The 22,532-nt window shown below is 50.6% G+C and carries 40 protein-coding genes; 6 read left to right on the top strand and 34 right to left on the bottom strand.

Annotated elements, in window-relative coordinates:
- The first annotated feature begins 96 nt into the window (after positions 1–96).
- From def to mscL, 5 genes are all read left to right on the top strand, one after another.
- Positions 97–606 (top strand): peptide deformylase, encoded by a 510-nt coding sequence (gene def / locus OGV67_RS04315; protein WP_047460857.1) that lies wholly within the window; start codon positions 97–99, stop codon positions 604–606.
- A gap of 14 nt (positions 607–620) precedes the next feature.
- A complete protein-coding gene (gene fmt, locus OGV67_RS04310) occupies positions 621–1,568 on the top strand; it encodes a methionyl-tRNA formyltransferase (protein WP_115614368.1) in 948 nt (315 codons plus the stop codon).
- A gap of 52 nt (positions 1,569–1,620) precedes the next feature.
- Positions 1,621–2,907 (top strand): 16S rRNA (cytosine(967)-C(5))-methyltransferase RsmB, encoded by a 1,287-nt coding sequence (rsmB, locus tag OGV67_RS04305; protein ID WP_047463888.1) that lies wholly within the window; start codon positions 1,621–1,623, stop codon positions 2,905–2,907.
- Between the two features lie 21 nt (positions 2,908–2,928).
- Positions 2,929–4,305, top strand: coding sequence for a Trk system potassium transporter TrkA (gene trkA / locus OGV67_RS04300; protein ID WP_012135420.1), 1,377 nt, complete (start codon positions 2,929–2,931; stop codon positions 4,303–4,305).
- A gap of 141 nt (positions 4,306–4,446) precedes the next feature.
- The gene (gene mscL, locus OGV67_RS04295; protein WP_012135421.1) at positions 4,447–4,857 is read left to right on the top strand and encodes a large-conductance mechanosensitive channel protein MscL; all 411 of its coding nucleotides are present in this window, start codon (positions 4,447–4,449) and stop codon (positions 4,855–4,857) included.
- Here the strand turns inward: mscL and arfA are convergent.
- The 31 genes from arfA to rpsJ form a co-directional block, all read right to left on the bottom strand.
- The gene (arfA, locus tag OGV67_RS04290) at positions 4,854–5,072 is read right to left on the bottom strand and encodes an alternative ribosome-rescue factor ArfA (RefSeq protein ID WP_012135422.1); all 219 of its coding nucleotides are present in this window, start codon (positions 5,070–5,072) and stop codon (positions 4,854–4,856) included. The genes mscL and arfA overlap by 4 nt on opposite strands.
- A 57-nt stretch (positions 5,073–5,129) precedes the next feature.
- Positions 5,130–5,555 (bottom strand): Zn(2+)-responsive transcriptional regulator, encoded by a 426-nt coding sequence (gene zntR / locus OGV67_RS04285; RefSeq protein ID WP_024131002.1) that lies wholly within the window; start codon positions 5,553–5,555, stop codon positions 5,130–5,132.
- A 10-nt stretch (positions 5,556–5,565) separates the two neighbouring features.
- Positions 5,566–5,934: a DnaJ family domain-containing protein gene (locus OGV67_RS04280; RefSeq protein ID WP_047460850.1), complete on the bottom strand. Its 369-nt coding sequence runs from the start codon at positions 5,932–5,934 to the stop codon at positions 5,566–5,568.
- A 108-nt stretch (positions 5,935–6,042) separates the two neighbouring features.
- Entirely contained in the window at positions 6,043–6,429 is a 387-nt protein-coding gene (gene rplQ / locus OGV67_RS04275; RefSeq protein WP_001216372.1) for a 50S ribosomal protein L17, read from the bottom strand.
- A gap of 40 nt (positions 6,430–6,469) precedes the next feature.
- Positions 6,470–7,459 (bottom strand): DNA-directed RNA polymerase subunit alpha, encoded by a 990-nt coding sequence (locus OGV67_RS04270; protein ID WP_001162094.1) that lies wholly within the window; start codon positions 7,457–7,459, stop codon positions 6,470–6,472.
- Positions 7,460–7,484: 25 nt separating this feature from the next.
- Positions 7,485–8,105, bottom strand: coding sequence for a 30S ribosomal protein S4 (gene rpsD, locus OGV67_RS04265; RefSeq protein ID WP_000135224.1), 621 nt, complete (start codon positions 8,103–8,105; stop codon positions 7,485–7,487).
- 33 nt (positions 8,106–8,138) lie between these two features.
- Positions 8,139–8,528 carry a 30S ribosomal protein S11 gene (rpsK, locus tag OGV67_RS04260; RefSeq protein ID WP_001029684.1) on the bottom strand — a complete coding sequence of 130 codons (390 nt, stop codon included), beginning with the start codon at positions 8,526–8,528 and terminating at the stop codon, positions 8,139–8,141.
- Positions 8,529–8,544: 16 nt separating this feature from the next.
- Positions 8,545–8,901, bottom strand: coding sequence for a 30S ribosomal protein S13 (rpsM, locus tag OGV67_RS04255; RefSeq protein WP_000090780.1), 357 nt, complete (start codon positions 8,899–8,901; stop codon positions 8,545–8,547).
- 146 nt (positions 8,902–9,047) lie between these two features.
- On the bottom strand, positions 9,048–9,164 hold the full coding sequence (rpmJ, locus tag OGV67_RS04250; RefSeq protein ID WP_000868187.1) for a 50S ribosomal protein L36: 117 nt from the start codon (positions 9,162–9,164) through the stop codon (positions 9,048–9,050).
- A gap of 31 nt (positions 9,165–9,195) precedes the next feature.
- A complete protein-coding gene (gene secY / locus OGV67_RS04245) occupies positions 9,196–10,527 on the bottom strand; it encodes a preprotein translocase subunit SecY (RefSeq protein WP_001118864.1) in 1,332 nt (443 codons plus the stop codon).
- Positions 10,528–10,534: 7 nt separating this feature from the next.
- Complete coding sequence (gene rplO, locus OGV67_RS04240; protein ID WP_001238917.1) at positions 10,535–10,969, bottom strand: 50S ribosomal protein L15; 435 nt, start codon at positions 10,967–10,969, stop codon at positions 10,535–10,537.
- 3 nt (positions 10,970–10,972) lie between these two features.
- On the bottom strand, positions 10,973–11,152 hold the full coding sequence (gene rpmD, locus OGV67_RS04235; RefSeq protein ID WP_001140434.1) for a 50S ribosomal protein L30: 180 nt from the start codon (positions 11,150–11,152) through the stop codon (positions 10,973–10,975).
- Positions 11,153–11,155: 3 nt separating this feature from the next.
- Entirely contained in the window at positions 11,156–11,659 is a 504-nt protein-coding gene (rpsE, locus tag OGV67_RS04230) for a 30S ribosomal protein S5 (protein WP_000940121.1), read from the bottom strand.
- Positions 11,660–11,673: 14 nt separating this feature from the next.
- Complete coding sequence (rplR, locus tag OGV67_RS04225) at positions 11,674–12,027, bottom strand: 50S ribosomal protein L18 (RefSeq protein WP_000358960.1); 354 nt, start codon at positions 12,025–12,027, stop codon at positions 11,674–11,676.
- Positions 12,028–12,036: 9 nt separating this feature from the next.
- A complete protein-coding gene (rplF, locus tag OGV67_RS04220) occupies positions 12,037–12,570 on the bottom strand; it encodes a 50S ribosomal protein L6 (protein ID WP_012135817.1) in 534 nt (177 codons plus the stop codon).
- Between the two features lie 12 nt (positions 12,571–12,582).
- On the bottom strand, positions 12,583–12,975 hold the full coding sequence (gene rpsH, locus OGV67_RS04215) for a 30S ribosomal protein S8 (RefSeq protein ID WP_000062611.1): 393 nt from the start codon (positions 12,973–12,975) through the stop codon (positions 12,583–12,585).
- Positions 12,976–13,008: 33 nt separating this feature from the next.
- Positions 13,009–13,314 (bottom strand): 30S ribosomal protein S14, encoded by a 306-nt coding sequence (gene rpsN / locus OGV67_RS04210; RefSeq protein WP_012135425.1) that lies wholly within the window; start codon positions 13,312–13,314, stop codon positions 13,009–13,011.
- Between the two features lie 14 nt (positions 13,315–13,328).
- Positions 13,329–13,868 carry a 50S ribosomal protein L5 gene (rplE, locus tag OGV67_RS04205; RefSeq protein ID WP_001096206.1) on the bottom strand — a complete coding sequence of 180 codons (540 nt, stop codon included), beginning with the start codon at positions 13,866–13,868 and terminating at the stop codon, positions 13,329–13,331.
- Positions 13,869–13,882: 14 nt separating this feature from the next.
- A complete protein-coding gene (gene rplX, locus OGV67_RS04200; RefSeq protein WP_012135426.1) occupies positions 13,883–14,197 on the bottom strand; it encodes a 50S ribosomal protein L24 in 315 nt (104 codons plus the stop codon).
- Between the two features lie 10 nt (positions 14,198–14,207).
- Positions 14,208–14,579, bottom strand: a complete 372-nt coding sequence (gene rplN, locus OGV67_RS04195) for a 50S ribosomal protein L14 (RefSeq protein ID WP_002919748.1) — start codon at positions 14,577–14,579, stop codon at positions 14,208–14,210.
- Positions 14,580–14,742: 163 nt separating this feature from the next.
- On the bottom strand, positions 14,743–14,997 hold the full coding sequence (gene rpsQ / locus OGV67_RS04190) for a 30S ribosomal protein S17 (RefSeq protein ID WP_003031120.1): 255 nt from the start codon (positions 14,995–14,997) through the stop codon (positions 14,743–14,745).
- Positions 14,997–15,188 (bottom strand): 50S ribosomal protein L29, encoded by a 192-nt coding sequence (gene rpmC, locus OGV67_RS04185; RefSeq protein WP_000644742.1) that lies wholly within the window; start codon positions 15,186–15,188, stop codon positions 14,997–14,999. The genes rpsQ and rpmC overlap by 1 nt, the downstream gene beginning before the upstream one ends.
- Positions 15,188–15,598 (bottom strand): 50S ribosomal protein L16, encoded by a 411-nt coding sequence (gene rplP, locus OGV67_RS04180; protein WP_000941212.1) that lies wholly within the window; start codon positions 15,596–15,598, stop codon positions 15,188–15,190. Before rplP ends, rpmC begins: the two co-directional genes overlap by 1 nt.
- 12 nt (positions 15,599–15,610) lie before the next feature.
- A complete protein-coding gene (gene rpsC / locus OGV67_RS04175; RefSeq protein WP_000529945.1) occupies positions 15,611–16,312 on the bottom strand; it encodes a 30S ribosomal protein S3 in 702 nt (233 codons plus the stop codon).
- 17 nt (positions 16,313–16,329) lie between these two features.
- Complete coding sequence (gene rplV, locus OGV67_RS04170; protein ID WP_000447529.1) at positions 16,330–16,662, bottom strand: 50S ribosomal protein L22; 333 nt, start codon at positions 16,660–16,662, stop codon at positions 16,330–16,332.
- Between the two features lie 14 nt (positions 16,663–16,676).
- Positions 16,677–16,955, bottom strand: a complete 279-nt coding sequence (gene rpsS / locus OGV67_RS04165; RefSeq protein ID WP_001138117.1) for a 30S ribosomal protein S19 — start codon at positions 16,953–16,955, stop codon at positions 16,677–16,679.
- Positions 16,956–16,971: 16 nt separating this feature from the next.
- Positions 16,972–17,793, bottom strand: coding sequence for a 50S ribosomal protein L2 (gene rplB, locus OGV67_RS04160; RefSeq protein WP_000301864.1), 822 nt, complete (start codon positions 17,791–17,793; stop codon positions 16,972–16,974).
- A 17-nt stretch (positions 17,794–17,810) separates the two neighbouring features.
- Positions 17,811–18,113 (bottom strand): 50S ribosomal protein L23, encoded by a 303-nt coding sequence (gene rplW / locus OGV67_RS04155; RefSeq protein WP_000617546.1) that lies wholly within the window; start codon positions 18,111–18,113, stop codon positions 17,811–17,813.
- Entirely contained in the window at positions 18,110–18,715 is a 606-nt protein-coding gene (gene rplD, locus OGV67_RS04150) for a 50S ribosomal protein L4 (protein ID WP_000424395.1), read from the bottom strand. Before rplD ends, rplW begins: the two co-directional genes overlap by 4 nt.
- Before the next feature lie 10 nt (positions 18,716–18,725).
- On the bottom strand, positions 18,726–19,355 hold the full coding sequence (gene rplC / locus OGV67_RS04145) for a 50S ribosomal protein L3 (protein WP_000579837.1): 630 nt from the start codon (positions 19,353–19,355) through the stop codon (positions 18,726–18,728).
- Positions 19,356–19,387: 32 nt separating this feature from the next.
- The gene (gene rpsJ, locus OGV67_RS04140; RefSeq protein ID WP_001181005.1) at positions 19,388–19,699 is read right to left on the bottom strand and encodes a 30S ribosomal protein S10; all 312 of its coding nucleotides are present in this window, start codon (positions 19,697–19,699) and stop codon (positions 19,388–19,390) included.
- Positions 19,700–20,078: 379 nt separating this feature from the next.
- Between rpsJ and OGV67_RS04135 the strand changes: the two genes are divergently transcribed.
- Positions 20,079–20,546 carry a prepilin peptidase gene (locus tag OGV67_RS04135; protein WP_058669128.1) on the top strand — a complete coding sequence of 156 codons (468 nt, stop codon included), beginning with the start codon at positions 20,079–20,081 and terminating at the stop codon, positions 20,544–20,546.
- On the opposite strand, the gene bfr is transcribed toward OGV67_RS04135, so the two are convergent.
- From bfr to tuf, 3 genes are all read right to left on the bottom strand, one after another.
- Positions 20,543–21,019: a bacterioferritin gene (gene bfr, locus OGV67_RS04130; protein WP_012135432.1), complete on the bottom strand. Its 477-nt coding sequence runs from the start codon at positions 21,017–21,019 to the stop codon at positions 20,543–20,545. The two genes, OGV67_RS04135 and bfr, sit on opposite strands and share 4 nt — an antisense overlap.
- A 71-nt stretch (positions 21,020–21,090) precedes the next feature.
- Complete coding sequence (bfd, locus tag OGV67_RS04125; protein ID WP_012135433.1) at positions 21,091–21,285, bottom strand: bacterioferritin-associated ferredoxin; 195 nt, start codon at positions 21,283–21,285, stop codon at positions 21,091–21,093.
- Between the two features lie 197 nt (positions 21,286–21,482).
- Positions 21,483–22,532: elongation factor Tu (gene tuf, locus OGV67_RS04120; protein ID WP_286450946.1), on the bottom strand; the 1,050-nt coding region annotated here is incomplete at its 5' end.

The raw sequence follows: 22,532 nt of genomic DNA, 5'->3' as shown, positions 1-22,532 counted from the left end.
CTTTGCGATTGGTCACTGATGCTGTCAATCGGAGGGGGTTTTGTCTAGAATAGAGGTAATAATCTTTCCAACTCCTGAACACAACTCTGGATAATTATGGCAGTTTTGCAAGTGTTACATATTCCGGACGAGCGTCTTCGCAAAGTCGCAAAACCGGTAGAAGAAGTGAATGCAGAAATTCAGCGTATCGTCGATGATATGTTCGAAACGATGTATGCAGAAGAAGGTATTGGCCTGGCGGCAACGCAGGTCGATATTCATCAACGTATCATCGTGATTGATGTTTCGGAAAACCGCGACGAGCGTCTGGTGTTAATCAACCCGGAACTGCTGGAAAAAAGCGGTGAGACGGGGATTGAAGAAGGCTGTCTGTCTATTCCAGAACAGCGTGCTTTAGTGCCGCGTGCGGAGAAAGTGAAAATTCGCGCACTCGACCGCGACGGTCAATCTTTTGAGCTGGAAGCAGACGGCCTGTTGGCTATCTGTATTCAGCACGAGATGGATCACCTGGTCGGTAAACTGTTTATCGATTATCTGTCGCCGCTGAAGCAACAACGTATTCGTCAGAAAGTTGAGAAACTCGATCGCCTGAACGCCCGAGCTTAAGGACAAGAATCAACGTGTCAGACTCACTACGTATTATTTTTGCGGGTACACCTGACTTTGCAGCGCGTCATCTTGACGCGCTGTTGTCTTCTGGACACAACATCGTTGGCGTGTTTACCCAACCCGACCGCCCGGCTGGACGCGGTAAAAAGCTGATGCCCAGCCCGGTGAAAGTGCTGGCGGAAGAGAAAGGAATAGCGGTTTTTCAGCCCGCCTCCTTGCGCCCACAAGAAAACCAGCATTTAGTCGCAGACTTACACGCTGACGTAATGGTCGTGGTGGCGTATGGCCTGATTCTGCCAAAAGCGGTGCTTGATATGCCGCGACTCGGCTGCATCAACGTTCACGGTTCCCTGCTTCCACGCTGGCGTGGCGCAGCGCCGATCCAACGTTCACTTTGGGCTGGTGATGCCGAAACGGGCGTCACCATCATGCAAATGGATGTGGGTCTGGATACTGGCGATATGCTCTATAAACTTGCCTGTCCAATCACCGAGAAAGACACCAGCGGCACGCTGTATGACAAGCTGGCGGATCTTGGCCCACAGGGGCTGATTGAAACGCTGAAACAGTTAGAAAACGGTACCGCGAAGCCAGAAGTACAGGACAACGCCCTGGCCACTCACGCTGAGAAACTCAGCAAAGAAGAGGCGCGTATGGACTGGTCTCTCTCTGCTGCACAACTTGAACGCTGCATCCGCGCCTTTAATCCCTGGCCAATGAGCTGGATGGAAATTGACGGTCAGCCGGTAAAAGTGTGGCAGGCGTCAGTGATAGAGTGCGTAACGCAAGCGGAACCGGGCACCATTCTTGACGCGACTAAACAAGGTATTCAGGTTGCAACCGGCAACGGCATCCTGAACCTGCTCTCCCTTCAACCCGCAGGTAAGAAGGCAATGAGCGCGCAGGATCTTTTAAATTCGCGTCGGGAATGGTTTATTCCTGGCAACCGTCTGGCCTGACGGTCACGTCTTACTACGCCCGGTGTTACCGGGCATTTTTATTTTTGCGGTTATGAAAAAACAAAATTTACGCAGTCTGGCGGCACAGGCCGTTGAGCAGGTTGTTGAGCAAGGGCAATCCTTAAGTAATGTCCTGCCACCACTACAGCAAAAAGTCTCCGATAAAGACAAAGCGCTGCTTCAGGAGCTGTGCTTTGGCGTGTTGCGCACCCTTTCGCAGCTGGAGTGGCTGATTAATAAATTAATGTCTCGCCCTATGACCGGTAAGCAACGCACCGTGCATTACCTGATCATGGTAGGGTTTTACCAGCTATTGCACACACGAATTCCACCACATGCGGCCCTCGCAGAAACGGTTGAAGGTGCTGTTGCTATTAAGCGCCCACAGCTTAAGGGGCTGATCAATGGCGTTTTGCGTCAGTTTCAGCGTCAGCAGGAGGCGTTGCTGGCTGAGTTTGCGACCAGCGAGGCACGTTTTCTGCATCCGTCCTGGCTGCTAAAGCGCCTGCAAAAATCCTATCCCACCCAATGGGAAGCGATTGTCGAAGCCAACAACCAACGTCCTCCAATGTGGCTACGCGTGAACCGTACACATCATTCACGCGACAGCTGGCTCGCGTTATTGCAGGACGCAGGAATGAACGGTTTTCCCCACTCGGCCTATCCTGACGCCCTACGTCTTGAGTCTCCGGCGCCGGTTCATGCCTTACCCGGCTTTGAAGAGGGTTGGGTAACGGTTCAGGATGCTGCCGCGCAAGGCTGTGTTAGCTTCCTCGCCCCACAAAACGGCGAGCAAATCCTGGATTTGTGCGCCGCACCGGGGGGTAAAACAACGCATATACTCGAAGCCGCGCCTGAAGCGCAGGTGTTGGCTGTCGATGTCGACGAACAGCGTCTTTCACGCGTTTACGATAACCTTAAACGTCTGGGGATGAAGGCAACCGTCAAACAGGGTGATGGTCGATATCCCGCGCAATGGTGTGGCGAGCAGAAATTTGACCGTATTCTGCTGGATGCGCCTTGTTCAGCCACCGGCGTCATTCGTCGTCACCCGGATATCAAATGGCTACGCCGCGATCGTGATATTGCTGAACTGGCAAAATTACAGTCGGAAATTCTGGATGCCATATGGCCACATTTAAAGTCAGGCGGAACACTGGTCTACGCGACCTGTTCTGTCCTGCCGGAAGAGAATAGCCAACAGATTCAGGCCTTTTTACAGCGCACCCCGGACGCCACCCTGACCGGCACCGGAACCTCCGCTCAACCGGGCGTGCAAAATCTGCCAGGTGCGGAAGAAGGTGACGGCTTCTTTTACGCTAAGCTAATCAAAAAGTGATGAGATAACGGGTCGCGACTGATGAAAATTATCATTCTGGGCGCAGGGCAGGTCGGCGGCACGCTGGCTGAAAACCTGGTCGGAGAGAACAACGACATCACGGTGGTCGATATCAATGGCGAACGCCTGCGTAGTTTACAGGACAAGTTCGATCTCCGCGTCGTGCAAGGGCATGGCTCTCACCCCCGCGTACTGCGTGAAGCGGGTGCAGACGATGCGGATATGCTGGTCGCCGTGACCAGTTCCGATGAAACGAATATGGTCGCCTGCCAGGTGGCCTATTCACTCTTCAATACGCCAAATCGTATCGCCCGTATCCGCTCGCCAGATTATGTCCGCGATGCGGATAAACTCTTCCACTCTGAAGCCGTCCCCATCGACCATCTTATTGCGCCAGAGCAACTGGTCATCGATAACATTTATCGCCTGATCGAATATCCCGGCGCATTGCAGGTCGTTAATTTCGCCGAAGGTAAAGTCAGTCTTGCGGTAGTGAAAGCCTATTATGGCGGGCCGCTGATCGGGAACGCGTTATCCACGATGCGTGAGCATATGCCGCATATTGATACCCGCGTCGCCGCGATATTCCGTCATGACCGCCCCATTCGCCCCCAGGGTTCGACTATTGTAGAAGCAGGCGATGAAGTCTTTTTTATTGCCGCATCGCAGCATATCCGCGCGGTAATGAGCGAGCTGCAACGTCTGGAGAAACCCTATAAGCGTATTATGTTAGTCGGCGGGGGAAATATCGGTGCCGGTCTCGCGCGTCGTCTGGAAAAAGATTACAGCGTCAAACTGATCGAGCGCGATCAACAGCGGGCCTCCGAACTTGCCGAAAAACTGCAAAATACGATCGTCTTTTTTGGCGATGCGTCGGATCAGGAACTGCTGGCTGAAGAGCATATTGATCAGGTTGATCTGTTTATTGCAGTCACCAACGATGATGAAGCCAACATTATGTCGGCAATGCTGGCCAAACGGATGGGTGCGAAGAAAGTAATGGTGCTCATTCAACGTCGCGCCTATGTGGATCTCGTCCAAGGGAGCGTCATTGATATTGCCATTTCACCACAGCAGGCCACGATCTCCGCGTTACTCAGCCATGTGCGTAAAGCCGATATTGTGGGAGTATCATCGCTACGTCGTGGTGTAGCAGAAGCAATTGAAGCCGTTGCCCACGGTGATGAAAGTACATCTCGCGTCGTAGGCCGCGCCATTGATGAAATTAAACTTCCACCAGGAACAATAATTGGCGCTGTGGTTCGCGGTAACGATGTAATGATTGCCAATGACAATTTGCGCATTGAACAAGGCGATCATGTGATTATGTTCCTGACGGATAAAAAGTTTATTACCGACGTCGAACGCTTATTCCAGCCAAGTCCTTTCTTCCTGTAATTATTTGGGCGCTAATGCAGCGCCCTCTTTAATTCCCCTGTTTTATCAGGGCCTAATAAATGCTCCTTTAAACAATCCATAAATGGAAAATGCCTTAACATTTGTTAAACTTATAAACGTCTGTTGCATAGGGAGAATAAAATGAGCTTTATTAAAGAGTTTCGCGAATTCGCGATGCGCGGGAATGTTGTTGATTTGGCAGTGGGTGTGATTATTGGTGCGGCATTCGGGAAGATCGTTTCTTCTCTGGTTGCTGATATCATTATGCCGCCGCTGGGATTGTTAATTGGCGGGATCGATTTTAAACAGTTTGCCTTTACGCTACGCGAAGCGCAGGGAGATATCCCGGCAGTCGTGATGCATTACGGTGTGTTTATTCAGAACGTCTTTGATTTTGTTATTGTGGCGTTTGCTATCTTCATGGCTATCAAACTGATCAACAAACTGAATCGTAAGAAAGAAGAACCGACGGAAGCGCCAGCGCCGACAACGGAAGAAGTATTGCTTTCTGAGATCCGCGATCTTCTGAAAGAACAAAACAACCGTTCTTAACAAGCCTTAATAAGCAGAAAGCCAGTGGTAAAAAAGTGATTCACTTTCTTGCCACTGGCCTCCCAGTTACCCCGATTGCCATGTTTGCCTTTACGCAGATAACTTCCTTTCCCTTTCTTATTTTTTTCAACACGTTGTCTGAAAAGCGGATCGTGCAGTAATGCCTCAATGGCGTTGTCTTTTATCTGCCCTTTCGTATGCTGATAACGACTCATAATAACTCCAGTTTGTATGGTTTAACGGCGCGAGTGTAGGCTCATCAGGTCAATAAATCAACACTCCTGCTTTACTCCGCTGGCACCTTGTTCCAGTGCTTCCAGAATTGAACAATAGACGCTGCTGTGTGCCGTTCCACAGCAGGCATCGTTCAGCCTCTGCAATGAACGCTGCATACTCTGTAATTCCGCAATTCGTGATTCGACCTCTTTCAGCCTTTCCTGCACGATTCCTTTCGACTCCTGGCAGGTATGGTGTTCAGGATCGACACGGATCGACAACAGTTCCCGGATCGACTCAAGCGTAAAGCCCAACTGCCGGGCATAGCGGATAAACTTAAGGCGCTGAAGATCGTTTTCCGTGTAGAGTCGGAAACCACCTTCCGTACGCACTTCATGCTCCATCATCTGCTGCTTTTCATAGTAGCGGATGGTATCGGGCGTCACTTCTGCCAGCTTTGCCAGTTCACCAATACGATACATATAAGCTCCGTTAGTCATCATTAATCTTATGCAGCAATTTATCTGCATATTCACCGCGTAAAAACCCGGTACTCAGCCCCGCCTGTCGTAGTTTTAGTTCAAGGAGCGATAAACGACGGCTCACTTCCTGATACCGTGGATCGTCCTGACGAATACCTTTAAGTAGATCCAGTAGCTGAATGGCTTCTTTACGCTGTTCAAGCTCCGGGGGAAGGCAACCGGCATTTTTGAGTAAACGGTAGCCAGTCCGTAATTCAGGCGGCACATGTGAGTCATCATCCAGGGCCAGCGGCTCACCGCTGCCGGGCAGATTATCAAACTCACCTTTAGTCTGTGCATCGGTAATATGGCGCTCTGCCCACTGGTCCAGTAACCACATACAACAACTCCAGGGGATGAACAAAAAGAGTACAGATATTGTAGATAAGTGGGGATACGGCGGATATAAAAAAACCCGCCGGAGCGGGTTTTTTTACGTTACTACAGATTACTCTGCAGCAGCTTCTGCTTTCGACTCAGAACGATCAACCAGCTCGATGTATGCCATCGGCGCGTTGTCGCCTGCACGGAAGCCACACTTCAGAATGCGAGTGTAACCACCGGCGCGGCTCGCGAAACGCGGGCCCAGTTCGTTAAACAGTTTTGCCACGATCTCGTTATCACGAGTACGGGCGAATGCCAGACGACGATTAGCTACGCTATCAGTCTTGGCAAGAGTAATCAGCGGCTCAACTACGCGACGCAGCTCTTTCGCTTTAGGCAGGGTCGTCTTGATGATCTCATGACGAACCAGTGAACCTGCCATGTTGCGGAACATAGCCTGGCGATGGCTGCTGTTGCGGTTCAGTTGACGACCACTCTTACGATGGCGCATGACCTTATCCTTCTCAGTAAAACCTTAACCTGTGATCCGGTTACTCGTCAGCGATGCTTGCCGGTGGCCAGTTTTCCAGGCGCATGCCCAGAGACAGTCCACGGGAAGCCAGCACGTCTTTAATCTCAGTAAGAGATTTTTTACCCAGGTTAGGCGTCTTAAGGAGCTCAACCTCGGTACGCTGTACCAGATCACCGATATAGTGGATAGCTTCTGCTTTAAGGCAGTTAGCAGAGCGGACAGTCAATTCCAGATCGTCAACAGGGCGCAGCAGGATCGGATCGAATTCTGGTTTCTCTTCTTTCACTTCCGGCTGACGTACATCACGTAAGTCAACGAAAGCTTCCAGTTGTTCAGCCAGAATGGTTGCCGCACGACGAATCGCCTCTTCAGGATCGATTGTGCCGTTGGTTTCCATTTCGATGACCAGCTTGTCCAGGTCGGTACGCTGTTCTACACGCGCTGCTTCAACATTGTAGGCAATACGCTCTACAGGGCTGTAGCATGCGTCGACCAGCAGACGGCCGATTGGGCGCTCATCTTCTTCCGAATGAATTCGGGTAGAAGCCGGCACATAACCACGACCGCGCTGAACTTTGATACGCATGCTAATAGACGCGTTCTCATCGGTCAGGTGGCAGATCACGTGCTGCGGCTTGACGATTTCGACATCCCCGTCATGGGTAATGTCGGCTGCAGTCACAGGGCCAATGCCAGATTTATTCAAGGTAAGAATAACTTCATCTTTACCCTGAACTCTCACCGCCAGCCCTTTCAGGTTGAGCAGGATTTCCAGGATGTCTTCCTGAACGCCTTCTTTGGTGCTGTACTCATGTAGTACACCATCAATCTCAACCTCGGTCACCGCGCAACCCGGCATCGATGAGAGCAGAATACGGCGCAGTGCGTTACCCAGAGTATGGCCAAAGCCACGCTCTAAAGGCTCAAGGGTCACCTTGGCGTGCGTCGAACTCACTTGCTCGATATCTACCAGGCGCGGTTTTAGAAACTCTGTCACAGAACCCTGCATTGTGTCCTCTCTTTGGTACTAAGCTTTACTTGGAGTAAAGCTCGACGATCAGGTGTTCGTTAATGTCCGCAGACAGATCAGAACGCTCAGGCTTACGCTTAAACGTACCCTCCATCTTGCCAGCATCAACTTCCAGCCAGGTTGGCTTTTCACGCTGCTCAGCCAGCTCCAGAGCGGCTTTCACGCGAGACTGCTTCTTCGCTTTCTCACGAATGCTAACAACGTCATTCGGACTAACCTGATAAGAAGCGATGTTAACAACACGACCGTTTACCATAATTGCTTTATGGCTAACCAGCTGGCGTGCTTCTGCACGAGTGGCGCCGAAGCCCATACGGTATACAACGTTGTCCAGACGACCTTCCAGCAGAGCCAACAGGTTTTCACCGGTGTTGCCTTTCAGACGCGCTGCTTCTTTGTAGTAGTTACGGAACTGACGCTCCAGCACACCATAGATACGGCGAACTTTTTGCTTTTCACGCAACTGCACACCATAGTCAGACAGACGCGGTTTACGCGCACCGTGCTGGCCAGGAGCTTGTTCAATTTTACACTTGGTATCGATCGCGCGAACGCCAGACTTAAGGAATAAGTCGGTGCCCTCACGACGGCTCAGCTTGAGCTTAGGACCCAAATATCTTGCCATTTTCTTTCTCCAACAAACCTGGAAAACGAAGCGTTATACGCGACGTTTTTTCGGCGGACGACAACCGTTATGAGGGATCGGAGTCACATCAGTAATATTAGTGATGCGGAAACCAGCGGCGTTCAGTGCACGAATGGTAGATTCGCGACCTGGACCCGGACCTTTAACCATAACTTCCAGATTCTTGATACCGTATTCTTTTACGGCGTCAGCGCAACGCTCTGCTGCAACCTGAGCTGCAAACGGAGTGGATTTGCGAGAACCACGGAAACCGGAACCACCGGCTGTTGCCCAACCCAGCGCGTTACCCTGACGATCAGTGATAGTCACGATGGTGTTGTTGAAAGAAGCATGGATATGAGCCACGCCGTCAGAGACTTGTTTTCTTACACGTTTACGTGCACGAATTGGTGCCTTTGCCATTATTCAATCACCCCGATTATTTCTTGATCGGTTTGCGCGGACCCTTACGGGTACGTGCGTTGGTCTTGGTACGCTGACCGCGAACCGGGAGACCACGACGATGACGCAAACCGCGATAGCAACCAAGATCCATCAGGCGCTTGATGCTCATGCTGATTTCACGGCGCAGATCACCTTCAACGACAAATTTGGCAACTTCGTCACGCAGCGTGTCGATTTGTTCTTCAGACAGCTCACTGATCTTAACATTTTCAGCGATACCCGCTGCAGCCAGAATGGCTTTAGAACGGGTCTTACCGACGCCGTAGATCGAAGTTAACGCGATCACAGCATGTTTCTGATCAGGAATGTTAATGCCTGCTATACGGGCCACTATGCACTCCTACTATTTAATATGTACGCACCATGCTGAAAAGCCCGTTTTCAGGATACTCAAATGGAAACGTACAGACATACAAAAGATTGGCTGGCTAATCTAGCCAGCTCAACCCAACTTTGCAAGAAAAATATGCGAATAAATCAGCCTTGGCGCTGTTTATGCTTCGGCTCGGCACTGCAAATCACGCGGATGACGCCATCACGCTTAACGATTTTGCAGTTACGGCATAATTTCTTGACGGAAGCACGAACTTTCATTTTTACTCTCCGTAACTTCTCGGGCGACCAATTAACGGCCGTAGCCTTTCAGGTTCGCCTTCTTCAATGCAGACTCATACTGACTGGACATCATCAGAGTTTGCACTTGAGCCATAAAGTCCATAATCACGACGACAACGATAAGCAGTGAGGTCCCACCAAAGTAGAACGGTACTTTCATTGCATCACGCATGAACTCCGGGATCAGGCAGATAAAGGTAATGTAAAGCGCACCAACCAAAGTCAGGCGGGTCATTACTTTATCGATATACTTCGCCGTTTGCTCTCCCGGACGAATTCCTGGTACAAATGCACCGGACTTCTTCAGGTTATCTGCTGTTTCACGCGGGTTGAAAACCAACGCCGTGTAGAAGAAACAGAAGAAGATGATTGCAGACGCATAGAGTAACACATAAAGCGGTTGCCCAGGCTGCAAATACAGCGAAATTGTTGTCAGCCAGTTCCAACCAGTACCGCCCCCGAACCATGACGCAATGGTTGCCGGGAACAGAATAATACTGGAAGCGAAAATTGCCGGGATTACCCCCGCCATATTCACTTTCAGCGGTAAATGTGTGCTCTGTGCAGCATAGACACGACGACCCTGCTGACGTTTTGCGTAGTTTACCACAATGCGGCGTTGACCACGCTCAACAAATACAACAAAGAACGTCACTGCAAATACTAATACTGCAACCAACAGCAACACGAGGAAGTGCAGGTCGCCTTGACGCGCTTGCTCGATAGTATGGGCAATGGCTGGCGGGAGTCCCGCGACAATACCGGCGAAGATAATGATTGAGATACCGTTGCCGATACCACGTTCAGTAATCTGTTCGCCCAACCACATCAGGAACATGGTTCCTGTAACCAGACTTACAACAGCGGTGAAATAGAATGCAAAGCCCGGATTCATTACCAGGCCTTGCATACCAGGCATATTCGGCAGACCGGTAGCAATACCGATCGACTGGAATATCGCCAGCACCAGAGTACCGTAGCGGGTGTACTGGCTGATCTTACGACGACCAGACTCCCCTTCTTTCTTAATTTCTGCCAGCGTTGGATGAACCACCGTCAGCAGCTGGATAATAATCGACGCCGAAATATACGGCATGATACCCAGAGCAAAGATAGAAGCACGGCTGAGTGCACCACCAGAGAACATGTTAAACATTTCAATGATGGTGCCTCGCTGTTGCTCAAGCAGTTTGGCAAGTACAGCGGCATCAATACCAGGGATCGGAATAAAAGAGCCAATACGGAACACAATCAGCGCGCCGATAACAAACAGCAGTCTGCGTTTCAGCTCGCCTAAGCCACCTTTGGCGCTTTGAAAATCTAATCCCGGTTGTTTAGCCATCTGCTACTTATTCCTCGATTTTACCGCCAGCAGCTTCGATAGCAGCACGAGCGCCTTTAGTAACACGCAGGCCACGAACAGTTACCGGAGTAGTGACTTCACCAGCCAGGATCACTTTCGCGAACTCGATCTGGATACCGATAATGTTAGCCGCTTTCAGCGTGTTCAGGTCTACTACGCCGCCTTCTACTTTAGCCAGGTCAGACAGACGAACTTCGGCTGTAATCGCTGCTTTGCGAGAAGTGAAGCCGAATTTCGGCAGACGACGGTACAGAGGCATCTGACCACCCTCGAAACCGCGACGTACGCCACCGCCAGAACGAGACTTCTGACCTTTGTGACCACGACCACCGGTTTTACCGAGGCCAGAACCGATACCACGACCCAGGCGTTTACCCGCCTTTTTGGAGCCTTCGGCCGGAGACAGAGTATTTAAACGCATCTCTTACTCCTCAACTTTAACCATGAAGGAAACCGCGTTGACCATACCACGAACAGCAGGAGTATCCTCGCGCTCTACGGTGTGACCAATACGACGCAGACCCAGGCCAAGCAGCGTTGCCTTGTGTTTCGGCAGACGACCGATTGCACTGCGGGTTTGAGTAATTTTAATAGTCTTTGCCATGGTTTATTTCCCCAGAATTTCTTCAACGGATTTACCACGCTTGGCAGCGACCATTTCTGGAGAATTCATATTTTCCAGGCCATCAATAGTTGCACGAACCACGTTGATCGGGTTGGTGGAACCATATGCTTTAGCCAGAACGTTATGAACCCCAGCAACTTCCAGAACGGCGCGCATTGCACCACCGGCGATGATACCGGTACCTTCGGAAGCTGGCTGCATGAATACACGAGAACCCGTGTGAACACCTTTAACCGGGTGTTGCAGGGTGCCGTTGTTCAGCGCGACGTTAATCATATTGCGACGGGCTTTTTCCATCGCTTTCTGGATCGCTGCTGGAACTTCACGCGCTTTACCGTAACCAAAACCAACGCGACCGTTACCATCGCCAACTACAGTCAGAGCTGTGAAGGAGAAAATACGACCACCTTTAACGGTTTTAGATACGCGGTTTACCGCGATCAGCTTTTCCTGCAGTTCGCCAGCTTGTTTTTCGATGTGAGCCATCTTACACCTCTACCTTAGAACTGAAGGCCAGCTTCACGGGCAGCATCTGCCAGTGCCTGGACACGACCATGATATTGGAACCCGGAACGGTCAAAGGACACATCTTTGATGCCTTTTTCCAGAGCGCGTTCAGCGACAGCTTTACCCACAGCTGCAGCCGCGTCTTTGTTACCGGTGTACTTCAGTTGTTCAGCGATAGCTTTTTCTACAGTAGAAGCAGCTACCAGAACTTCAGAACCGTTCGGTGCAATTACCTGTGCGTAAATGTGACGCGGGGTACGATGTACCACCAGGCGAGTTGCGCCCAGCTCCTGGAGCTTGCGGCGTGCGCGGGTCGCACGACGGATACGAGCAGATTTCTTATCCATAGTGTTACCTTACTTCTTCTTAGCCTCTTTGGTACGCACGACTTCGTCGGCGTAACGAACACCCTTGCCTTTGTAAGGCTCAGGACGACGGTAGGCGCGCAGATCTGCTGCAACCTGACCGATCACCTGCTTATCAGCGCCTTTCAGCACGATTTCAGTCTGAGTCGGACATTCTGCAGTAATACCTGCTGGCAGCTGGTGGTCAACCGGGTGAGAGAAACCTAAGGACAGGTTTACTACATTCCCTTTAACCGCTGCACGATAACCTACACCAACCAGCTGCAGCTTCTTAGTGAAGCCTTCGGTAACACCGATAACCATTGAGTTCAGCAGGGCACGCGCGGTACCAGCCTGAGCCCAACCGTCTACGTAACCATCACGCGGACCGAAGGTCAGTGCATTATCTGCATGTTTAACTTCAACAGCATCGTTGAGAGTACGAGTCAGCTCGCCGTTTTTACCTTTGATCGTAATAACCTGACCGTTGATTTTTACATCAACGCCGGCAGGAACAACGACCGGTGCTTTAGCAACACGAGACATTTTTTCCTCCGATTAGGCTACGTAGCAGATAATTTCGCCACCAAGACCAGCCTGGCGCGCTGCACGATCAGTCATAACACCTTTAGAGGTAGAAACAACTGCGATACCCAGACCCGCCATAACTTTCGGCAGCTCATCTTTACGTTTGTAGATGCGCAGACCTGGGCGGCTGACACGCTGAATGCTTTCTACAACAGCTTTACCCTGGAAATACTTAAGAGTCAGTTCCAGTTCCGGCTTGGTGTCGCCTTCAACTTTAAAATCTTCGATAAAACCTTCTTCCTTCAGCACGTTGGCAATTGCCACTTTCAGCTTGGAGGAAGGCATGGTGACCGCAGCTTTGTTCGCGGCCTGACCGTTACGGATACGGGTCAGCATATCCGCGATCGGATCTTGCATGCTCATCTGTCTTTACTCCCGTGATTCAATTGGTGACAATTACCAGCTAGCCTTTTTCAAGCCTGGTACTTCACCGCGCATAGCGGCTTCACGTAACTTGATACGGCTCAACCCGAACTTGCCCACATAACCATGTGGACGACCTGTTTGACGGCAGCGGTTACGCTGACGAGACGGGCTGGAATCACGCGGCAGAGTCTGCAGCTTAAGAACAGCGTTCCAACGATCTTCGTCGGAAGCGTTCACATCAGAGATGATCGCTTTCAGTTCAGCGCGTTTCGCGAAGTATTTATCAGCTAAAGCTACGCGTTTTACTTCGCGTGCTTTCATTGATTGCTTAGCCATTCAGTAACCCTACCTTACTTGCGGAACGGGAAGTCAAAGGCAGCCAGCAGAGCACGGCCTTCTTCGTCAGATTTCGCAGTAGTGGTAATGGTAATATCCAAACCACGAACGCGGTCGACTTTATCGTAGTCGATTTCTGGGAAGATGATCTGCTCACGGACACCCATGCTGTAGTTACCACGACCGTCGAAAGACTTAGCGGACAGGCCACGGAAGTCACGGATACGCGGTACAGCAATAGTGATCAGGCGCTCAAAGAACTCCCACATGCGTTCGCCACGCAGAGTTACTTTACAGCCGATCGGATAGCCCTGACGGATTTTGAAGCCTGCAACAGATTTGCGTGCTTTGGTGATCAACGGTTTTTGACCGGAGATTGCTGTCAGGTCAGCTGCTGCGTTATCCAGCAGTTTCTTGTCAGCGATCGCTTCACCAACACCCATGTTCAGGGTGATCTTCTCGACCCGAGGGACTTGCATGACAGAATTGTAGTTAAACTCAGTCATGAGTTTATTAACTACTTCGTCTTTGTAGTAATCATGCAGTTTCGCCATCGTACTACTCCAAATTACTTGATAGTTTCGCTGTTAGATTTGAAGAAACGGACTTTTTTACCGTCTTCGAATCTAAAGCCTACACGGTCAGCCTTACCGGTTGCCGCATTGAAGATTGCAATGTTGGAAACCTGAATAGCGGCTTCTTTTTCAACGATGCCACCCGGTTGGTTCAGAGCCGGAACCGGCTTCTGGTGTTTCTTAACCAGGTTGATACCTTCAACAATGACCTTGCCGGAAGACAGGACATTCTTAACTTTACCGCGTTTACCTTTATCTTTACCGGTTAACACGATAACTTCGTCATCACGACGGATTTTCGCTGCCATGATTCGCTCCTTAGAGTACTTCTGGTGCCAGAGAGATAATTTTCATGAACTTCTCGGTACGAAGCTCACGAGTTACCGGCCCAAAAATACGCGTACCGATAGGCTGCTCGCTGTTATTGTTCAGAATAACGCATGCATTACCATCGAAGCGAATGACAGAACCGTCCGGGCGACGAACACCCTTCTTGGTGCGCACCACTACCGCCTTCAGCACATCACCTTTTTTGACCTTACCACGCGGAATTGCTTCTTTGATGGTGATCTTGATGATGTCGCCTACGCCTGCGTAGCGACGGTGCGAGCCACCCAGAACCTTGATACACATTACGCGACGTGCACCGGAGTTGTCGGCGACGTTCAGCATAGTCTGTTCTTGGATCATTTTAGTGCTCCGCTAATGTCAACTACTACTGAGACCCGAAAATCAGGTCGTTAAAAAAGCCCCATATCGGGGGCGCGGCATTATAACACCGCTTCAACGATATGGGTAGAAAAAATAAACGGCCCATCGCTGAGCCGTTTATTCGTTGAGAATGGGTACTGTATTACAGAACCGCTTTCTCTACAACGCGAACCAGCGTCCAGGACTTAGTCTTGGACAGTGGGCGGCATTCGCGGATTTCAACCACGTCACCGGTACCACATTCGTTGTTCTCGTCATGTACGTGCAGTTTGGTCGTACGCTTGATGAATTTACCGTAGATCGGGTGTTTCACAAAACGTTCGATAGCAACAACAATGGATTTCTCCATTTTGTCGCTAACAACGCGACCTTGCAGAGTACGGATTTTATCGGTCATTACGCACCCGCCTTCTCAGTCAGTAAAGTCTTAACGCGTGCGACATCACGACGCACTTGCTTCAACAGGTGAGACTGTTGCAGCTGGCCACTTGCAGCCTGCATACGCAGGTTGAACTGCTCACGCAGCAGGTTCAGCAGCTCGGTGTTCAGCTCTTCAACACTCTTCTCACGCAGCTCTTTTGCTTTCATTACATCACCGTCTTAGTTACAAAGGTGGTTTTAATCGGCAGTTTCGCTGCTGCCAGCTTGAATGCTTCACGGGCCAGCTCTTCCGGTACGCCGTCCATTTCATACAGGACTTTACCCGGCTGAATCAAGGCAACCCAATACTCCACGTTACCTTTACCTTTACCCATACGCACTGCCAGCGGCTTTTCAGTGATCGGTTTGTCCGGGAATACACGGATCCAGATCTTACCTTGACGCTTAACTGCACGGGTCATAGCACGACGTGCTGCTTCGATCTGACGGGCAGTCAGACGACCACGGCCAACAGCTTTCAGACCGAAGCTGCCGAAGCTAACATCCGTACCCTGCGCCAGACCGCGGTTACGGCCTTTGTGCATTTTACGGAATTTTGTACGCTTTGGTTGTAACATCAGCGACGCTCCTTATTTACGGCCTTTACGCTGCTGCTTTTTCGGTTGAGCAGCCGGTTTTTCCGGTTGTTCAACAGCAGCCATACCACCCAGGATCTCGCCTTTGAAGATCCACACTTTAACGCCGATTACACCGTAAGTGGTGTGCGCTTCAGAGGTGTTGTAGTCGATGTCAGCACGCAGAGTGTGCAGCGGTACGCGACCTTCACGGTACCATTCGGTACGAGCGATTTCCGCGCCGCCCAGACGGCCGCTAACTTCAACTTTAATACCTTTAGCGCCCAGACGCATTGCGTTCTGTACAGCACGCTTCATAGCACGACGGAACATAACGCGACGTTCCAGCTGAGAAGTGATGCTGTCAGCAACCAATTTTGCGTCCAGTTCAGGCTTACGAACTTCGGCGATATTGATCTGTGCAGGAACGCCAGCGATATCCGCTACGACCTTACGCAGTTTTTCTACGTCTTCGCCTTTCTTACCGATAACGATACCCGGACGAGCAGTGTGAATAGTCACACGGATGCTCTTAGCCGGACGCTCGATAACGATACGAGATACGGACGCTTTAGCCAGTTCCTTCGTCAGGTACTGACGTACTTTAAAATCGCTGTCCAGGTTGTCAGCGAATTCTTTGGTGTTCGCAAACCAGGTAGAGTTCCATGGTTTTACAATACCCAGGCGAATACCATTAGGATGTACTTTCTGACCCATTGCTAGTCTCCAGAGTCTCAGCGATCGGACACAACCACAGTAATGTGGCTGGTGCGCTTCAGGATGCGATCTGCGCGACCTTTTGCACGCGGCATAATGCGCTTCATGCTCGGGCCTTCGTCTACGAAAATTTTCGTAACTTTCAGATCGTCAATGTCAGCGCCATCGTTGTGTTCAGCGTTAGCAATGGCAGATTCCAGGACTTTCTTGACCAGTACAGCCGCTTTCTTGTTGGTGTAAGTCAAAATATCCAGAGCCTGCGACACTTTCTTACCGCGAATCAGGTCAGCAACAAGGCGAACCTTCTGAGCAGAAGAACGAGCATGGCGATGTTTAGCGATAGTTTCCATCTCTTCCTCCTACCTTATTTCTTCTTCGCTTTTTTATCAGCAGCGTGGCCGCGATAAGTACGAGTCGGTGCGAATTCACCCAGTTTGTGACCGACCATTTCATCGGTTACAAATACCGGAACGTGCTGACGACCATTATGGACAGCGATGGTCAAACCGATCATGTTAGGAAAGATCGTTGAACGACGGGACCAAGTGCGCAGGGGCTTCTTGTCTCCGCTTTCCACCGCTTTCTCTACCTTCTTCAGCAAGTGCAGGTCAATAAAAGGACCTTTCTTGAGAGAACGTGGCATGGCTTATCCTCTAAAATTATTTGCTACGGCGACGTACGATGAATTTATCAGTACGCTTGTTGCTGCGGGTCTTCTTACCTTTGGTCTGAACGCCCCACGGAGTTACCGGGTGCTTACCAAAGTTACGACCTTCACCACCACCATGTGGGTGGTCTACTGGGTTCATCGCGGTACCGCGAACGGTCGGACGAACACCACGCCAGCGTGCAGCACCTGCTTTACCCAGAACGCGCAGCATATGCTCAGCATTGCCAACTTCGCCCAGAGTTGCACGGCAGTCTGCTTCGACTTTACGCATTTCACCAGAACGCAGACGCAGGGTGACATAAGCACCATCGCGCGCAACGATCTGAACGTAAGTACCAGCGGAACGTGCCAGCTGACCGCCTTTACCTGGTTTCATTTCTACGTTATGAACAGTAGAACCAACCGGGATGTTGCGCATCGGCAGGGTGTTGCCTGGTTTGATTGCAGCATCAACGCCAGATTGAATCTGGTCGCCAGCTTTCAGGCCTTTAGGGGCCAGGATGTAACGGCGCTCACCGTCTTTGTACAGAACCAGCGCGATGTTCGCGGAACGGTTCGGATCGTACTCAAGACGTTCAACAACTGCCGGGATACCATCTTTGTTGCGTTTGAAGTCAACAATACGGTATGCCTGCTTGTGGCCACCACCGATATGACGAGTGGTGATACGGCCATTGTTGTTACGACCACCGGATTTGCTGTTTTTTTCCAGCAACGGAGCAAAAGGTTTGCCCTTGTGCAGCTCAGGGTTAACCACTTTAACTACGTGGCGACGACCCGGAGATGTCGGTTTACATTTAACAACTGCCATTGTATTACTCCTCCGACTTACTCAGCGCCGCCAACGAAGTCCAGATTCTGGCCTTCTTTCAGGGTGACGTAAGCTTTTTTCCAGTCGCTACGACGACCGATACGCTGTCCGTGACGTTTAACTTTCCCTTTAACAACCAGGGTGTTAACGACTTCGACTTCGACTTCAAACAGTTTCTGCACAGCAGCTTTGATTTCTGCTTTGGTCGCGTCTTTAGCAACTTTGAGAACGATGGTGTTGGTTTTTTCCATCGCAGTAGACGCTTTTTCAGAAACGTGCGGTGCGCGCAGCACCTTCAGCAGACGTTCTTCACGAATCATGCCAGCATCTCCTCAACTTGCTTAACAGCATCAGCAGTCATTACGACTTTGTCGAAGGCGATCAGGCTAACCGGGTCGATACCAGTTGCATCGCGTACGTCAACCTTGTGCAGGTTGCGCGCAGCCAGGAACAGGTTCTCGTCCAGCTCACCGGTGATGATCAGCACATCTTCCAGAGCCATGTCTTTCAGTTTCTGAGCCAGCAGCTTAGTTTTAGGCGCTTCTACAGAGAACTTCTCGACAACGATCAGACGATCCTGACGTACCAGTTCGGACAGAATGCTTTTCAGCGCGCCGCGGTACATCTTCTTGTTAACTTTTTGACTGTGGTCCTGCGGACGTGCAGCGAAGGTCACGCCACCAGAACGCCAGATCGGGCTCTTGATAGAACCAGAACGCGCACGGCCGGTACCTTTCTGGCGCCACGGTTTTTTACCGGAACCAGTTACTTCAGCACGAGTCTTCTGAGCACGAGTGCCCTGACGAGCACCAGCTGCATAAGCAACAACAACCTGGTGAACCAGCGCTTCGTTGAAATCACGACCGAAGGTAGTTTCGGAAACAGTCAGCGCGCTCTGCGCGTCTTTCAATACTAATTCCATTGCTATCCCCTTACGCCTTCACAGCTGGTTTAACGATCAGGTCGCAACCGGTTGCACCCGGAACACCACCTTTAACCAGCAGCAGGTTGCGCTCAGCGTCAACACGTACTACGTCCAGGCTCTGAACGGTTACACGTTCGTTACCCAGCTGACCTGCCATTTTCTTGCCTTTGAACACTTTGCCCGGAGTCTGGTTCTGACCGATAGAACCCGGAACGCGGTGAGACAAGGAGTTACCGTGAGTAGCGTCCTGGGTACGGAAGTTCCAGCGCTTAACGGTACCTGCGAAACCTTTACCTTTAGAGGTGCCAGTTACGTCAACTTTTTTAACGTCAGCAAACAGTTCAACGCTAATGCTCTGACCAACGGTGTATTCTTCACCCTCTGCCAGACGGAACTCCCACAGGCCGCGGCCAGCTTCTACGCCAGCTTTAGCAAAGTGGCCAGCTTCCGGCTTGGTTACACGGTTAGCTTTTTTAGCACCAGTGGTAACCTGAACAGCGCGGTAGCCATCGTTAGCCAGATCTTTAACCTGAGTAACGCGGTTTGCTTCAACTTCGATTACGGTTACTGGGATAGAGACGCCATCTTCAGTGAAGATGCGGGTCATACCCACTTTTTTACCGACTAAACCAATCATTGTTTCAACCTCTCAATCGCTCGATGACCTGATTAACCCAGGCTGATCTGCACGTCTACACCGGCAGCCAGGTCCAGACGCATCAGAGCATCAACGGTTTTCTCGGTTGGCTCAACGATGTCAACCAGACGCTTGTGAGTGCGAATTTCGTACTGATCGCGCGCGTCTTTGTTAACGTGCGGGGAGATCAGAACGGTAAAGCGCTCTTTGCGGGTCGGCAGCGGGATCGGACCACGGACTTGCGCACCAGTGCGCTTAGCAGTCTCGACGATTTCCGCGGTTGATTGATCGATCAGACGATGATCAAACGCTTTCAGGCGGATACGGATTCTTTGGTTCTGCATGAGACCAGAGCTCCAATTATTTTATAAACGAAAATGATTACTCCTCGTGCCCATTACGATTGATGGGAGAGTGTAACCGTTCTTACGTAGCTCCCCGATTGGGAGCATTGTTAGATAACCAAATCGGCTACCTAAGGTTCAGATCGAACCTGCCGTCAACTAAGACAAGCCCGCGCATTATACGCAAATCTCAGCCTGACGCAAGTGCCGCGTAGATATTAATCATTTCGTCTGTAATGCGAGCAACTTCGCACATGCGTTGTGCCGTTTTTGTTTTGCGCATTTTCCTCGGAATACACTGCGCAACGTCATCATTCCTCCGTTGCGTGGAAAATGAGTTTCACGGATGGTGAGCGCAACGTTTAATGAGGATGACATGATGCAACCCGACCTCCCCTTCCTGATTATCTACCTCTTATTATCTGCGCTATCCGGGATATATGACGCGCGAACAGGACTCTTGCCCGATCGGTTTACCTGTCCCTTGCTCTGGAGCGGTCTGCTTTATTACCTGTGCTGTTTACCTGACCATTTGCCAGATGCGCTTTGGGGCGCCATTGCGGGTTACGGCGGGTTCGCCCTTCTCTATTGGGGATATCGACTGCTGTATCGCAAAGAAGGGCTCGGGTACGGCGATATCAAATTTCTTGCCGCGCTTGGCGCCTGGCATCGTTGGGAGTCATTACCCCTGCTGGTCTTTCTGGCCGCGCTTATTGCCAGCATTAACGTGATGGCGATGTACGTAATAAACGGGAAAGGGGCATTAAAAAACCCGCTGCCGTTCGGGCCATTTCTGGCGGCTGCGGGTTTTATCATTGGCTGGAAAACACTGCTGTCGGGGAGTTAATCGTCCACTTTAATCTGCGATTGCAGGTAATTCTGTAGACCAATTTTTGCAATCAGATCCAGCTCCGTCTCAAGCCAGTCGATATGCCCTTCTTCATCTGTCAGGATCTCAATCATCATGTCCCGGCTAACGTAATCATGAACGCTGTCGGCGTAGGCTATGGCTTCACGTAGATCCTTCGCTCCTTCCAGTTCCAGACGGAGATCTGACTGCAACATCTCTTCGACATCTTCACCAATGCCCAGCTTGCCAAGATCCTGCAAGTTTGGGATACCCTCAAGAAATAAAATACGCTCGATATATTTATCAGCGTGTTTCATTTCATCGATGGATTCATGGTATTCGACGTCATTCAGACGAGTGAGCCCCCAGTTTTTAAACATACGGGCATGGAGAAAGTACTGATTGATTGCGACAAGCTCATTTCCCAATAGTTTATTGAGATAATTTATGATTTTAACATCACCTTTCATTTTATAGTCCCTCCGCTTCCACTCTTAGAGCGTAGATGGGGCTACAAGGATGTCAAAAAAAAGAATGTGACTCAGGCAATTTCTTTAAACTCCGGCATTTGCATTAACTCATCCTGCATCACTTCACGCGCCGCCCGGACGCATTTACCGCATTGATTTCCAACAGGAATAAACTTACGTAATTGTTGGAAAGATTGAGGGTGAAACTGACGAACAGCCTGACGAATTTTTTTATCACTTACACCATTACACAAACAAACGTACATGATCGCTCCCGTTCAATTTCTGCGCAAAGTGTAAATGAGAATAGTTATGATTACAATAGCACAAATACGTTTGTGTGCAGGGAGAGGAATAAAAAATGCGACTAAATATGACACTCTTTATATAGCAGGTAGATATGACAGACAGCAAAAAGGGCGCCGAAGCGCCCTTTTTAAGTGCAGAACTAATTATTAAATAATTAGCTCATTACTTTAGCAACAACGCCCGCGCCAACGGTACGGCCGCCTTCACGGATTGCGAAACGCAGACCGTCGTCCATCGCGATCGGGTGGATCAGGGTAACAACCATTTTGATGTTGTCGCCCGGCATTACCATCTCTACGCCTTCCGGCAGTTCGATGGTGCCAGTCACGTCAGTTGTACGGAAGTAGAACTGCGGACGGTAGCCTTTGAAGAACGGAGTATGACGGCCGCCTTCGTCTTTGGACAGGATATAAACTTCAGATTCGAACTTGGTGTGCGGCTTGATGGAACCCGGCTTAGCCAGTACCTGACCACGTTCGATTTCTTCACGTTTGATACCACGCAGCAGAACACCTACGTTCTCACCAGCACGGCCTTCGTCCAGCAGTTTGCGGAACATTTCAACGCCAGTACAGGTAGACTTCGCAGTCTCTTTGATACCAACGATTTCAACTTCTTCGCCCACTTTGATGATACCGCGCTCTACACGACCGGTAACAACGGTACCACGACCGGAGATGGAGAATACGTCTTCGATCGGCAGCAGGAACGGCTTGTCAATCGCACGCTCTGGTTCCGGGATGTAGGAATCCAGGTAGCCAGCCAGTTCGATGATTTTCGCTTCCCACTCTGCGTCGCCTTCCAGCGCTTTCAGAGCAGAACCACGAACGATCGGCGTGTCGTCGCCCGGGAAATCGTACTGAGACAGCAGTTCACGCACTTCCATCTCAACCAGTTCCAGCAGCTCTTCGTCATCAACCATGTCGCATTTGTTCAGGAACACGATGATGTACGGAACGCCTACCTGACGACCCAGCAGGATGTGCTCACGGGTCTGCGGCATCGGGCCGTCAGTCGCAGCAACAACCAGGATCGCACCGTCCATCTGCGCAGCACCGGTGATCATGTTTTTAACATAGTCGGCGTGGCCCGGGCAGTCTACGTGCGCGTAGTGGCGAGTCGGGGTGTCGTATTCAACGTGAGAAGTGTTGATGGTGATACCACGAGCTTTTTCTTCCGGCGCGTTATCGATCTGGTCGAATGC

Origin of the sequence: Citrobacter sp. CK188 (genome assembly GCF_030333525.1) — a bacterium.
In the GTDB taxonomy this organism is placed as follows: domain Bacteria; phylum Pseudomonadota; class Gammaproteobacteria; order Enterobacterales; family Enterobacteriaceae; genus Citrobacter_B; species Citrobacter_B koseri.
Note: the sequence above shows the minus strand (reverse complement) of the source record. Positions and strands in the feature narration are given on the sequence as shown.